Below are 13,451 nucleotides of genomic sequence, written 5' to 3'. Positions count from 1 at the left end.
AAGCCATGTCCCTGCCGCCTGTTCCAGCCGCTACCGCCACCGACAACCCCGACGCCCCGTTGTCCCGCAACCCCATCGCGTTTGCGCAGAACTTCATCACCGAACTGCTGGCCTGGCCCTGGCTGCAGACGCTGCAGACCTTCCGCCAGCGTTTCCGCGAGGAGAAGCTGGGCCTGACGGCCGGCAGCCTGACGTTCACGACGCTGATCTCGCTCGTGCCGCTGCTGACGGTGATGCTGGCCATCTTCACGATCTTCCCGATGTTCTCCAGCTTCCAGTCGGCGCTGGAGCAGTACTTCCTGAAGAGCCTGATCCCGCCCAACATCGCCAAGCCGGTGCTGGCGTCGCTGACGCAGTTCGCGGCCAAGGCCAACAAGTTGGGTGCGGTGGGCCTGGTGTTCCTCGGCCTCACCGCGCTGGCGTTGATGCTGACGATCGACCGCACGCTGAACGCCATCTGGCGCGTGCGCCGGCCGCGCCCCATGGCGCAGCGCGTGCTGGTGTACTGGACTGCGCTGACGCTGGGCCCGCTGCTGCTGGGCGGCAGCCTGACGCTGACGAGCTACGTCGTCAGCGCCGGCCAGGGCGTCATCACCAAGCTGCCGGGCAGCCTGGCCACGCTGCTGGGCGGCGCCGACATCGTGCTGCTCGGGCTGGCCATCGCCGGGTTGTTCCACTACGTGCCCAACACGCACGTGCGCTGGCGCCACGCGCTGCTGGGCGGCGCCTTCGTGTCCATCGGCTTCTCGTTCGCGAAATCGCTGCTGGCCTGGTACGTCAAGCAGGTGCCGACCTACTCGACGCTTTACGGCGCCTTCGCCACCGTGCCGGTGTTTCTGGTGTGGGTGTACCTGGGCTGGGTCATTGTGCTGTTGGGCGGCATCCTCGCGGCCAACACGCCGGCGCTGACCGGCCGGCTGCACCTGCGCCCGGACAGCCCGGGCCAGCCCATGGCGCTGGCGCTGGAGGTGCTGCGCGAGTTGTGGCGCGTGCGGGAGGCCGGGCGCCAGGGGCTGTCCGACCTGGGCCTGGCGCGCGCGCTGCGGGTGGACCCGCTGCAGCTCAGCCCGGTCGTCGACAAGCTGCTGGCGATGGACTGCATCGGCCGGCTGGAAGAGGAGGGCGCCCAGCGCCTGGTGCTGCTGTGCTCGCCCGAGCGCACGCCGGCCGAGCCGCTGATCGCCGCTTTCCTGTCGGGCCGCGAGGGTCTGCTGGCCAACCTGTGGACGCAGGGCGACTGGCCGCAGTTGACGTTGGACCGCCTGCTCACTGCGGCTGGAAGCCCCCGGCCTTGATGATGCGGGCCCAGGCCGCCGCGTAGGCCTTCTCTCGCGCGGCCAGCTGGGCCGACGTCATCAGGCCGACCGACAGCCCCATCTCCGTCAGCCGCGCCTTCACGCCCGGCTGCGCGATGACGCCGGCCAGCGCATTCGCGTAGCGCTCGATGACCGCCGGCGCCGTGCCGGCCGGTGCGAACACGCCGTAGTAGGGCAGGTCCTCGAAACCGGCAATGCCCAGCTCGGCGAACGTCGGCACCTCCGGCAGCACCGCCTGGCGCTGCTGGCCCATGACGGCGACGATGCGCAGCTTCTTCTGCTGGTGCTGCGTGATGAGGTCCGGCACCGAGCCCACGCCGGCGCTGATCTGCTGGCCCAGCATGTCGGCCACCATCGGCGCGCTGCCGCGGTAGGGCACGCTCTGCAGCGCCAGGCCGTTCTTCTCGCCCAGCAGCTTGACGAGGAACTCAGGCACCGAGGCCGGCGCCGGCACGCCCACGTTGGCCTGGCCGCCCTGTTTCTTCACCCACGCGAGGTAGTCGGCCAGGCTGGCGGCCGGCGTGCCGCCCGACAGCGCGAACGCGTTCGCGAAAGTCGCGAAGCCGGCGACCGGCACGAAGTCCTTCGCGGGCTCGAAGCCCGGGTGCTTCAGCACCAGCGGCAGGATGGAGATGGTGTGGTCGTGGCTGACGAAGAACGTCGTGCCGTCGGCAGGCGCGGCCTTCAGCGCCTGCGCCGCCAGCTGGCCACCGGCGCCCGGCCGGTTGTCGACGATGACCGCGCTGCCCAGCGACGCCTGCAGCGCCTCGGCCAGCACGCGTGCGATGGCATCGGTGCCGCCGCCGGCGGGGAAGCCGACGAGGAGGCGGATGGGCCTGTCGTCGGCGCGGCTGGCAAACGGTAGGGCGGCCAGCGCGGCCAGGGTCGAGCGACGGGTGAAATGCATGCAGGCCTCCTGGGTGGAGGCCGCAGTCTAAGGATGAAGGACGACGAGCAGCGCGGTGGCTGCCGACTTCGTGTTGTTGCGGATCGCATGCGGCCCGTCCACGGCATAACGCGCCGTCTCGCCGGCCTTGAGCTTGCTCGTCACGCCCTGCGCCGTGACCTCCAGGCTGCCGGTCAGCACCGACAGATGTTCGCGTGAGCCCGGCTCGTGGGCCTGGCTGTCCAGCACGCCGCCCGGCTGCACGCTGAGCTCGTACCACTCGAACTGGCCCGCCAGCTCGATGGGCCCCAGGATGCGCAGCTTGCACAGCCCGTCCGGGCTGGTGAGGCCCGGCGTGGCGTGGGCCGGCACCGTCTCGATGGCCGGCGTGGCCGCGCGCTCGGCGCCCAGCAGCTCGCCCATGTCCACGCCCAGCGCGTTCGCCAGCCGCCAGACCACGGCGACCGTGGGGTTGGCCTGGTTGCGCTCGATCTGCGACAACATGGACTTGCTGACGCCGGCTCGCTTGGACAGGTCATCCAGCGACAGCCCCCGGCTGCTGCGCAAGGCCTGAAGGGCAGCGCCCACGCGGGGCGGTTCGGTATCCATGTTCATGGCTGGCTATTGCTTGACGTCGACGGACGTTTTTCAGATACTGCACGAAAGTTCGATATATCGAACAAGTTCAATTTACCGAATTGTGCACCAGGAGCCGCGCCATGAGCCAAGCCTTCTATCAACACCTGCAGTCCGAGCTGGACGGCATCCGCGCGGCCGGCCTCTACAAGGCCGAGCGCATCCTGACGACGCCGCAGGGCGCGGTCGTCAAGACCACCGAGGGGCGCGAGGTCATCAACCTGTGCGCCAACAACTACCTGGGCCTGTCGTCTCACCCGGCCGTCATCGAGGCCGCGCACGAGGCGCTGCGCACGCACGGCTTCGGGCTGTCGTCGGTGCGCTTCATCTGCGGCACGCAGGATCTGCACAAGGCGCTGGAGCAGCGCATCGCCCGCTTCGTGGGCTGTGAGGACGCCATCCTGTACGCCGCCGCGTTCGATGCCAACGGCGGCCTGTTCGAGCCGCTGCTGGGTGAGCAGGACGCCATCATCAGCGACGCGCTGAACCACGCGTCCATCATCGACGGCATCCGCCTGTGCAAGGCGCAGCGCTACCGCTACGAGCACAACAACCTGGCCGACCTGGAGCGCTGCCTGCAGGAAGCGAAGGCCAAGGGTGCCCGCCACACGCTGGTGTTCACCGACGGCGTGTTCAGCATGGACGGCACCATCGCGCAGCTCGACAAGATCCGCGCACTGTGCGACCAGTACGACGCGCTGCTGGGCATCGACGAATGCCACGCCAGCGGCTTCATGGGCAAGACCGGACGCGGCACCGCCGAGCACTGCGGCGTGTTCGGCAAGATCGACATCGTCACCGGCACCTTCGGCAAGGCACTGGGCGGCGCGTCGGGCGGCTTCACGGCCGCGCGCAAGGAAGTCGTCGAACTGCTTCGCCAGCGTTCGCGGCCCTACCTGTTCAGCAACACGCTGGCCCCCAGCATCGCCGGCGCGTCGCTGGCCGTGCTGGACCTGCTGGAAGGCTCGACGGCGCTGCGTGACAAGCTGGAGGCCAACACCGCCTACTTCCGCGAGGCCATCCAGGCCGCCGGCTTCGAGATCAAACCCGGCACCCACCCCATCGTGCCCATCATGGTGTACGACGCGGTGAAGGCGCAGGAGCTGTCCAAGCGCATCCTGGAGCTGGGCATCTACGCCGTCGGCTTCTTCTTCCCGGTCGTGCCGAAGGGCCAGGCGCGCATCCGCGTGCAGGTCTCGGCCGTGCACGAGCGCGAGCATCTGGAGAAGGCGGTTGCCGCCTTTGCACAAGCCGGTCGTGAACTGGGCATCGTCAAATGAGCGCCCCTCGCATCCTCATCGTTGGCGCCAACGGCCAGATCGGCACCGAACTGGCCACCGAACTCGCCAAGCTGCACGGCAACGACGCCGTCATCACCAGCGACCTGAGCCCGCAGGGCCGCGTTCCCACGCTGAAGCACGAGATGCTGGACGTGACCGACGCCGGCGCGCTGACCACCATCGTCAAGCGCCACAAGGTCACGCAGATCTACCACCTCGCCGCAGCCCTCTCCGCCAACGGCGAGAAGCACCCGATGTGGGCCTGGGACCTGAACATGAAGGGCCTGCTCAACGTGCTGGAGCTGGCCCGCCACGAGAAGCTGGACAAGATCTTCTGGCCCAGCTCCATCGCCGCCTTCGGCCCCAGCACGCCGGCCGTCGACACGCCACAGACGACCGTGATGGACCCGACGACGGTCTACGGCATCAGCAAGCTGGCCGGCGAGCGCTGGTGCGCCTGGTACCACGCCAAGCACGGCGTGGACGTGCGCAGCCTGCGCTACCCCGGCCTCATCAGCTGGAAGACGCCGCCCGGCGGCGGCACGACGGACTACGCCGTCGAGATCTTCCACTCGGCGCTGAAGGACGGCCGCTACACCTGCTTCCTGGAGGCGGGCCAGGCCTTGCCGATGATGTACATGCCCGACGCGCTGCGCGCGACCATCGAGCTGATGAACGCACCGGCCGACGCGGTGAAGCAGCGCGGCAGCTACAACCTTGCCGGCGTCAGCTTCACGCCCGAGCAGATCGCGGCCAGCGTCCGTCGCCGCATCCCCGGCTTCACGATGGACTGCGTGCCCGACTTCCGCCAGGCCATCGCCGCCAGCTGGCCGCAGCGCATCGACGACGGCGCGGCGCAGGCCGACTGGGGCTGGGCGCTGAAGTACGACCTGGACGCGATGGTCGACGACATGCTGTCGAACCTCGCACGCGAGCTGAAGGCGAGCTGACAACCGGCAGCGGTACGGGGCTGTTAGGCTGGCCCCATGTCATATCGCCTGACCGCCGCCTGGTTCTCCGCCGCGCTGGCCTGCACGGGGCCGGCGTGGGCGCAGGATTCGTCCCGGCCCGAGCCCAAGCCCGAGCCTGCCGACAAGGTCGACAAGTCCGAGAGGGCAGAGAAAGCCGAGAAGGCCGAAGCCGACGAGAACATCCGCTACCTGCTGGGCGCCTCGCTGGCCATCGGCCCCGAGTACGACGGCTCCAGCCGGCAGCGCGCGAAGATCCGGCCGCTGTGGGCCGCCAAGATCGGCCGCGTCCGCCTGGCCACGTCGGGCGGCAGCGCGCTGCTGGGCTTCGGCCGCGACGGCGCCGGCCCCGGGGCCAGCACACAGCTCATCGAGCGCGACAAGTGGCGGCTGGGCGTATCGCTGCGGGTGGACAGCGGCCGGGACAGCGGCGACGCCCGCACCACACAGGGCCTGCCCGACGTGAAGCGCACGCTGCGCGCCCGCATCTACGTCAACTACAGCCTCACACCCGACTGGAACCTCGGCGCCTCGCTGTCCCAGGACGTGCTGGGCCGCCGGGGCGGCCTGACCGGCAGCGTGGACCTCGGCTGGCGCTTCTACCGCAGCGAGGACACCGAGTGGACCACCGGCCTTGGCGTGTCGGCGGCCGATGCGCAGAACCTGCGCAGCTATTTCGGCGTGCCGGCGTCGGCGGTGGCGCAGAGCGGCAAGCCTGCCTACGAGCCCGGTGCGGGCCTGCGCGATGTGCATTTCGGCGTCGGCTTCAAGCACGCGCTGAGCAAGCACTGGTTCCTGTTCGGCGGCGCCGGCACCAGCCGGCTGCTGGGGCCGGCGGCCGACAGCCCGCTGGTGCAGAAGACCGGCAGCGCCGCGGCGGCGCTGGGCCTGGCCTGGCGGAACTAGGGGTTCGGCAGACCCGCCCTACAGCTTCACCCGCCCGCGCCAGATGTCGGCGTACATGACCCAGTCGCCCATGAAGCTGTAGAGCGGGTAGCTGAACGTGGCCGGGCGGTTCTTCTCGAAGAAGAAGTGCCCCACCCACGCGAAGCCGTAGCCGCACAGCAGCGCGGCCACCAGCCACACCGGCTGCCCCGTGCTCGCCAGCTGCCACACGCACGCCAGCACCAGCGTCGAGCCGATGAAGTGCAGCCGGCGGTTGCGGCGGTCGGCGTGCTCGCCCAGATAGAACGGATAGAAGTCGGCGAAGCGGCGGAAGCGGTCAGTGCCCATGCACCGATTCGAGCGTGCGGCGCGCGGGCGCGGCATGGTGTTTTCTATGGGGTGGATGCGCGAATAATGTGTGCTATGTTGACCCCGCGCTATCTCTGGAGGCCCCTATGAAAGTCGTCGATATCCTGCGTGTCAAAGGCGGCACCCTGTTCACCGTGTCCCCGGACGAGCCGCTGAAGGATTCGCTGGCCGTCATGGCCGAGCGCGACATCGGTTCGCTCGTCGTCATGGAGCATGGCGACCTTGTCGGCATGCTGACCTTCCGTGAGGTGATCTCCGCCGTCGTCAAGAACCAGGGCGCGGTGGGTTCCACCATCGTGCGCACGGTCATGGACGACGCGCCGCTGACCTGCACACCCGAGACCGAGATCGACGAGGTGCGCCGCATGATGCTGGGCCGCCACGCGCGCTACATGCCGGTCATGAACGGCAAGACGCTGATGGGCGTGATCTCGCTGTACGACGTGGCCAAGGCGGTGGTGGACAGCCAGGACTTCGAGAACCGCATGCTCAAGGCCTACATCCGCGACTGGCCGGTGGAAGAGGGCAGCGCGGAGGCCGAGCCCAAGCTCTGAAGTTCGCAACGCATGAAGGCGGCCTTGCGGGGCCGCTTTTGCTTTTGCGCGCCACCTAAAATCGCCGGCTATGTCAGGTAGCACCTTCGGCGAACTCTTCCGCGTCACCAACTTCGGCGAAAGCCACGGGCCGGCCATCGGCTGCGTCATCGACGGCTGCCCGCCGGGGTTGAGCCTCAGCGAGGCCGACATCCAGCCCGAGCTGGACCGCCGCCGCCCCGGCACCAGCCGGCATGTGACGCAGCGCAACGAGCCCGATGCGGTGAAGATCCTGTCCGGCGTCTACGAGGGTGTGACGACCGGCACGCCCATCTGCCTGCTGATCGAGAACACCGACCAGCGCAGCAAGGACTACGGCAACATCCTCGACACCTTCCGCCCGGGCCATGCCGACTACACCTACTGGCGCAAGTACGGCGTGCGCGACCCGCGCGGCGGCGGCCGCTCGTCGGCGCGGCTGACGGCGCCGATGGTGGGCGCCGGGGCCGTCGCCCGCAAGTGGCTGCGCGAGAAGTTCGGCACCGAGTTCCGCGGCTGCATGACGCAGCTGGGCGAGGTCGCCATCCCGTTCGAGGGCTGGCAGCACGTGGGCCAGAACCCGTTCTTCGCCGCCAACGCCAGCAAGATCGAGGAACTTGAGGCCTACATGGACGCGCTGCGCAAGGCCGGCGATTCGGTCGGTGCGCGCATCCGCGTGGAGGCCACCGGCGTGCCCGTGGGCCTGGGCGAGCCGCTGTTCGACAAGCTGGACGCCGACATCGCCTACGCGCTGATGGGCATCAACGCCGTCAAGGGCGTGGAGATCGGGGCCGGCTTCGGCGTCGTCGCCCAGAAGGGCACCGAGCATGGCGACGAACTCAGCCGTGACGGCTTCGCCAGCAACAACTCGGGCGGCGTGCTGGGCGGCATCAGCACCGGGCAGGACATCGTGGCCGAGATCGCCATCAAGCCCACCAGCTCCATCCGCAGCCCCAAGGCCAGCATTGACCGCGCCGGCAACCCCGCGACGGTGGAGACCTTCGGCCGCCACGACCCCTGCGTGGGCATCCGCGCCACGCCCATCGCCGAGGCCATGCTGGCGTTGGTGCTGATGGACCATGCGCTGCGCCACCGCGCCCAGTGCGGCGATGTGGCACTGCCGGTGCCGCCCATCCCCGGCCACCGCTGATCGCACGGGCTGCCGGCCAGACCGGCGGCGTCATGACATGCACACGGTGATCGAACGCGTGGATGGGTTGTCGGCCCATCAGTGGGAGCAGGTCTGGGCGTTCACGTCCGCGTATGCGACCACGTCCCGGGACTTCTTCGAGCGCCTGGTCCGCGCCAAGTCGCACCTGGCGCTGGTCTACGCCGATGCCGGCCGCCAGACCCTGGTGGGCACGGCGAGCGTGGACACGCGCGTGGTGACGGTCGAGGGGCGCCGTCTCGTGATGATCTACACCGGCGACGTGCTGCTGCGCGAGGACGTGCGCGGCCACAACGTCATGCAGCGCATCGGCGTGGTGTGTTTCCTGCGGGCAAGGCTGCGCCATCCTTTCCTGCCCATCTACTGGTATCTCGGCGCCTCCACGCACCAGGCCTACTTGGTGCTGGCCCGCAACCTGCGCACCTACTGGCCGCGGCCCGAGCAGCCGACGCCGCCGGCGATGTCGCAGCTCATCGACACGTTCGCCCGCGCCGTGCTGCCGGACTTCTGGGATGCGGCGCGGGGTGTCTTCCACACCGGCGGCACCAAGCTGCTGCGCAGCCTGCAGCAGCCGCTGTCGCCGCGTGAGCTGGCCGACCCGCACATCCGCTTCTTCGCGGCGTGCAACCCCGACCGCGCGCAGGGCGACCTGCTGGCCTGCGTGGCGCCGCTGGATGCGCGCAACTGGCTGGCCATCCTGACGCACGGCGTGGCGCGCCAGCTGCGGCGCGGCCGGCGGTAGCTCCTGGCCCCCGTGCCCTTCGTCACGGGGCACGGTGACGGTCGCGCCGGGCGAGCGTCGTCCCAGGCTCGGCCTTGTGCAGCTCAGCCCCCGCAATCCGCGTTTCGTCACTCTGACGATGCGCCCCCGAGGCTCCGTTTCTAGACTGCAAAGGTCTGTTTCAGAGAGCTATCGGGGGAGTCATGCGCAAGTCGTTCAAGTTGGGTGGCCTCGCGGCGGTCGTGCTGCTGGTGGGTGGCGCCGGCGTGGCGGTCATGGCGAGCAAGGGCGAGGGCCCGAAGAAGCCGGGTGAAGAGAAGGCCAAGCCGGCGCTGGAGTTCGTCGCCAGCGAGGTCGTCAAGCCGGTCGTCACGGCGATGCCGGCCCAGATCGAGTTCAGTGGCCCGCTGGTGGCGCCGGGCACGGTCGTCGTGCGCGCCAAGTCCAACGGCACGCTGCTGAACCTGGCGGTGGGCGAGGGCAGCCGCGTGAAGGCCGGCCAGGCGCTGGGCCAGGTGGACCTCGAAGAGTTGCGCTATCGCATTGCCGAGCGCGGCGCGAGCGTGGAAGCGATGCGCGCCCAGATGGACCAGGCCGAGCGCAGCTACAAGGCCAACGAGGGCCTCGCCGCCAAGAACTTCATCGCGCAGACGGCGTTGGACAACTCGCGCGCCGCCTATGAATCCGCCCGCGCCAACTGGCACGCGGCCAAGGCCCAGCTGGACACCAGCCAGGTGACGATGCGCCAGGCCGGCCTGGTGTCGCCCATCAACGGCGTCGTCGCCAAGCGCCATGCGCTGCCGGGTGAGAAGCTCGCGGCCGAGCAGCAGATCCTGACCATCGTCGACCTGGCCAAGCTGGAGCTGGCGGGGCTGGTGGGCACGCACGAGGTCAGCCGCCTGCAGCCGGGCATGCCGGTGCAGGTGAAGGTGGAGGGCGTGGAGCAGCCGGTGGAAGCCAGGATCGCCCGCATCGCGCCTGCCGCCGAGCCGGGCACGCGCTCCATCGGCGTGACGCTGGTGCTGGACAACCCCAAGGAGCTCTACCGCGCCGGCCAGTACGCCGCCGCCAAGGTGGTGCTGGCCGATGACACGCAGCGCCTGACGGTGCCCATCGCCGCCATCAGCCGCAACTCCGGCCAGGAGCAGGTCTGGATGATCGAGAACGGCGCGCTGGTGCGCCGCGTCGTGACGACCGGCCGCAGCGATGCCCGCGAAGGCCGCGTCGAGATCCTCAACGGCCTCAAGCCCGAGGCGCAGGTGCTGGCCGCGCGCTTCGACAACCTGCGCGAGGGCGACCCGGCGCTGATCGTGGCGGCCAAGTCCGCCAAGGTTGCCAGTGCCAGCGCGTCGGCGCCGGCTCAACAGTGAGGGCCGCGCCATGTGGATGACCCGCGTTTCCATCCAGAACCCGGTCTTCGCGACCATGGTGATGGTGGCCTTGTGCGTGCTGGGCCTGTTCGCCTATGCCCGCCTGGGCGTCGAGCAGATGCCCGACATCTCCTTCCCCGGCGCGTCGGTGGACGTGCGCTACCCCGGCGCCTCGCCCGAGGCGGTCGAGCGTGAGCTCGCCAAGCCCCTGGAAGAAGCGCTGAACACGATTGCCGGCGTGGAGCGCATCCAGTCGCGCAGCTTCGAGGGCCGCGTGCAGGCCAGCGTCGAGTTCTCGCTGAACGCCGACATGGGCCGCGCGATGCAGGACCTGCGCGACCGCGTGGCCGCCGCGCAGGCCCGCTTCCCGCGGGATGCCAAGCCGCCCACGGTGCAGCGCTTCGAGAACGACAACTCGCAGCCCGTCGTCGTCATGGCGCTGCTGAGCCCGACGCGCGGCTCGCGTGAGCTGTCGATGATGGCCGACCTCATCGTCTCCAAGCGGTTGGGCCGCGTGGAAGGCGTGGCCAAGGTGGACGTGGGCGGCATGACGACGCGCGAAGTGCGCATCGACCTGGACCCCATGCGGCTGCGTGCCTACGGCGTGACGCCGGCCGAGATCGCCAAGGCGCTGGCCGATGCCAACGCCGACCAGCCGGTGGGCCTGCTGTCCGACCAGACCTCCGACGCCATCCTGCGCGTGGAAGGCCGTGTGAAGGACCCCAAGGCCTTCGGCAACATGGTGGTGGCCCGCCGTGGCAGCCTGGCGCTGACGCTGAACGACCTCGGCACGCTGGTCGAGCGCGAACGCGAGCAGGACAGCATCGCCCGCATCAACGGCCAGCCGGCCGTCAGCTTCAACATCTTCAAGCAGCAGGACGCCAACATCGTCCGCACCGGCGATGCCGTGAAGGAGGCGATGGAAGAGCTGCGCCGCACGCTGCCCAAGGATGTGGAGCTGCGCATGATCTATGCCGCCAGCGACTTCGTGAAGGGCTCGCTGACCGGCCTGCGCCACACGCTGATCGAAGGCGCGCTGCTGACCGTGGCCATCGTGTTCCTGTTCCTGCACAGCTGGCGTTCCACCATCATCACGGGCCTGACGCTGCCCATCGCCGTCATCTCCAGCTTCATTGCCGTGCATGCGTTCGGCTTCACGCTGAACTTCATGACGATGATGGCGCTGTCGCTGTGCATCGGCCTGCTCATCGACGACGCCATCGTCGTGCGCGAGAACATCGTGCGCCACGTCGGCATGGGCAAGGACCACCGCACCGCGTCGTTCGACGGCACCAACGAGATCGGCCTGGCCGTCATGGCGACCACCTTCGCCATCTGCGCCGTGTTCGTGCCGGTCGCCTTCATGGGCGGCATCATCGGCAAGTTCTTCTACCCCTTCGGCATCACCGTCGCGGTGGCCGTGCTCGTCAGCCTGTTCGTCAGCTTCACGCTGGACCCGATGCTGTCCTCCGTCTGGCACGACCCGCCGAATGCGCGCATCAAGCACTGGCCCGTCATCGGCCACGCCATCCGCGCGACCGACTGGGGCATGGACCGGCTGCACGACCTCTACGCGCGCCTGATCGACTGGGCCTTCTCCGGCCGCCGCTACCGCGTCTTCGTGCCGCCCATCCCCGCCTACGGCCACCCGTTCGGTGCGGACGGCCAGCGCGACAAGTCCGCCAGGCGCGTGCTGCGCTTCGCGACGCTGACGCCGCGTGGCCTCGTCATGTGGGGCGCCGTCGCCAGCTTCGTCGCGGCGCTGGCCCTGGCACCGCTGGTTGGCAGCGAGTTCGTGCCCGAGACGGACAACGGCTTCACGCAGATCAACCTGCGCATGCCGGTGGCCAGCAGCATCGAGCGCGGCAGTGCCAAGGTCGCCCAGATCGAGGAGATCCTTAAGAACTATCCCGAGATCAAGACCGTCTCCACCGTCGTCGGCAGCACTGGCGAAGGCCTGGCCACTGGCCGCAACCAGGCGGCGCTGAACATCACGCTGACCGACCGCAGCGAGCGCAAGCGCACGCAGAAGGAGGTTGAGGACGCCATCCGTGGCGACATCGCCAAGATTCCCGGCATCGAGGTCAGCGTCGGCTTCAACCGGCCGATCTGGATCACGCTGCTGGGCAGCGACCCCGAGGTGCTGACGCAGTCCGCCACCGACCTGGTCGAGAAGATCAAGAAGATCCCCGGCGCCGTCGACGTCGACACCACCGTCAAGCCCGGCCTGCCGGCCTTCGCCGTGCGCCTGAAGGACTCCGCCATCCGAGAGCTGGGCCTGACGGCCCCGCAGATCGCCTCCAGCCTGCGTGCCTACGTCAACGGCGAGATCGCGACCTACTGGACGACGCCGGACGGCAACCAGGTCGAGGTGCTGCTGCGCCTGCCGCGCGAACAGCGCGAGCGCATCGAGCAGATGAGCAAGCTGCCCGTCGCGTTCTCCAGCAGCGGCGCGCCGATCACGCTGGACCAGGTGGCCACCATCGAGCCCGTGTTCAACCCCGAGGTCATCCGCCGCGAGAACCTGCAGCGCCGCGAGGCCGTGTTCGCCGGCGTGCAGGGCCGCCCGGGCGGCGACGTCAACGCCGACGTGCAGAAGCTCATCAAGAACACGCAGCTGCCCCCGGGTGTGAGCTTCAAGGTGGACGGCGCCGGCAAGCAGCAGGCCGAGGCCTTCAACGGCCTGCTGGCGGCCATGGCGCTGGCCGGCATCTTCATCTACATCGTGCTGGCCAGCCAGTTCGGCAGCTTCCTGCAGCCCATCGCCATCATGGCCAGCCTGCCGCTGGCGCTGATCGGCGTGATGCTGGCGCTGCTGCTGTGGCGCTCCACGCTGAACGTGTTCTCGATGATTGGCCTGGTCATGCTGATGGGCCTCGTCACGAAGAACGCCATCCTGCTGGTGGACTTCGCCAACCACGCCCGCAAGGCCGGCGCCACGGTGGCCGAGGCGCTGCGCGAGGCCGGCCTGATCCGCATGCGCCCCATCATCATGACGACGGCTGCGATGGTGTTCGGCATGCTGCCGATGGCCATCGCGCTGAACGACGGCGGCGAGATCCAGGCGCCCATGGGCCGCGCCATCATCGGCGGCGTCATCACGTCGACGCTGCTGACGCTGGTGGTGGTGCCGGTGCTGTACAGCTACCTCGTGCGCGACAAGAAGCCCGCCGCCAAGCCGGCGGCAGAGCAGGGCGGTGGCACCGCGCTGCCGCTGCACGGCATGCCCGGCGCGATGCCGGCGGACAAGGACTGAAGACCGATCTCCCTCGAGCGCGCT

Annotated in this window: 12 protein-coding genes; 9 read left to right on the top strand and 3 right to left on the bottom strand. The window is 69.3% G+C overall.

Annotated features, from left to right (window positions below; genetic code table 11):
* Positions 1-5: 5 nt before the first annotated feature.
* A complete protein-coding gene (locus AC1Q7O_RS04565) occupies positions 6-1,295 on the top strand; it encodes a YihY family inner membrane protein (protein ID WP_492658363.1) in 1,290 nt (429 codons plus the stop codon).
* Here AC1Q7O_RS04565 and AC1Q7O_RS04560 read toward each other — a convergent pair.
* Together AC1Q7O_RS04560 and AC1Q7O_RS04555 are read right to left on the bottom strand one after the other, a co-directional pair.
* On the bottom strand, positions 1,267-2,223 hold the full coding sequence (locus AC1Q7O_RS04560; protein ID WP_492658364.1) for a tripartite tricarboxylate transporter substrate-binding protein: 957 nt from the start codon (positions 2,221-2,223) through the stop codon (positions 1,267-1,269). The two genes, AC1Q7O_RS04565 and AC1Q7O_RS04560, sit on opposite strands and share 29 nt — an antisense overlap.
* Before the next feature lie 27 nt (positions 2,224-2,250).
* Entirely contained in the window at positions 2,251-2,817 is a 567-nt protein-coding gene (locus tag AC1Q7O_RS04555) for a helix-turn-helix domain-containing protein (protein ID WP_492658365.1), read from the bottom strand.
* 104 nt (positions 2,818-2,921) lie between these two features.
* Here AC1Q7O_RS04555 and kbl point away from each other — a divergent pair, with 104 nt between their 5' ends.
* From kbl to AC1Q7O_RS04540, 3 genes are read left to right on the top strand one after another with little or no spacing between them, the layout of a single operon-like run.
* Positions 2,922-4,118 carry a glycine C-acetyltransferase gene (kbl, locus tag AC1Q7O_RS04550; RefSeq protein ID WP_492658366.1) on the top strand — a complete coding sequence of 399 codons (1,197 nt, stop codon included), beginning with the start codon at positions 2,922-2,924 and terminating at the stop codon, positions 4,116-4,118.
* The gene (locus AC1Q7O_RS04545) at positions 4,115-5,068 is read left to right on the top strand and encodes an NAD-dependent epimerase/dehydratase family protein (protein ID WP_492658367.1); all 954 of its coding nucleotides are present in this window, start codon (positions 4,115-4,117) and stop codon (positions 5,066-5,068) included. Before kbl ends, AC1Q7O_RS04545 begins: the two co-directional genes overlap by 4 nt.
* Positions 5,069-5,104: 36 nt before the next feature.
* Complete coding sequence (locus AC1Q7O_RS04540; protein WP_492658368.1) at positions 5,105-5,992, top strand: MipA/OmpV family protein; 888 nt, start codon at positions 5,105-5,107, stop codon at positions 5,990-5,992.
* Between the two features lie 18 nt (positions 5,993-6,010).
* Here AC1Q7O_RS04540 and AC1Q7O_RS04535 read toward each other — a convergent pair whose 3' ends face one another.
* Complete coding sequence (locus AC1Q7O_RS04535; protein WP_492658369.1) at positions 6,011-6,319, bottom strand: Mpo1-like protein; 309 nt, start codon at positions 6,317-6,319, stop codon at positions 6,011-6,013.
* Positions 6,320-6,426: 107 nt separating this feature from the next.
* Here AC1Q7O_RS04535 and AC1Q7O_RS04530 point away from each other — a divergent pair, with 107 nt between their 5' ends.
* The 5 genes from AC1Q7O_RS04530 (at position 6,427) to AC1Q7O_RS04510 (ending at position 13,427) form a co-directional block, all read left to right on the top strand.
* Positions 6,427-6,894 (top strand): CBS domain-containing protein, encoded by a 468-nt coding sequence (locus AC1Q7O_RS04530; protein ID WP_394510101.1) that lies wholly within the window; start codon positions 6,427-6,429, stop codon positions 6,892-6,894.
* 70 nt (positions 6,895-6,964) lie between these two features.
* The gene (aroC, locus tag AC1Q7O_RS04525; RefSeq protein ID WP_492658370.1) at positions 6,965-8,062 is read left to right on the top strand and encodes a chorismate synthase; all 1,098 of its coding nucleotides are present in this window, start codon (positions 6,965-6,967) and stop codon (positions 8,060-8,062) included.
* Between the two features lie 46 nt (positions 8,063-8,108).
* Complete coding sequence (locus AC1Q7O_RS04520) at positions 8,109-8,822, top strand: hypothetical protein (RefSeq protein ID WP_492662668.1); 714 nt, start codon at positions 8,109-8,111, stop codon at positions 8,820-8,822.
* A gap of 182 nt (positions 8,823-9,004) precedes the next feature.
* Entirely contained in the window at positions 9,005-10,171 is a 1,167-nt protein-coding gene (locus AC1Q7O_RS04515; protein ID WP_492658372.1) for an efflux RND transporter periplasmic adaptor subunit, read from the top strand.
* A 10-nt stretch (positions 10,172-10,181) separates the two neighbouring features.
* The gene (locus AC1Q7O_RS04510; protein ID WP_492658373.1) at positions 10,182-13,427 is read left to right on the top strand and encodes an efflux RND transporter permease subunit; all 3,246 of its coding nucleotides are present in this window, start codon (positions 10,182-10,184) and stop codon (positions 13,425-13,427) included.
* The last annotated feature ends 24 nt before the right edge of the window (positions 13,428-13,451 follow it).

The organism is Roseateles sp. GW823-FHT07B05, assembly GCF_058794515.1.
The sequence above is the reverse complement of the archived record's forward strand: the minus strand, read 5'-3'. Positions and strand labels throughout refer to the sequence as shown.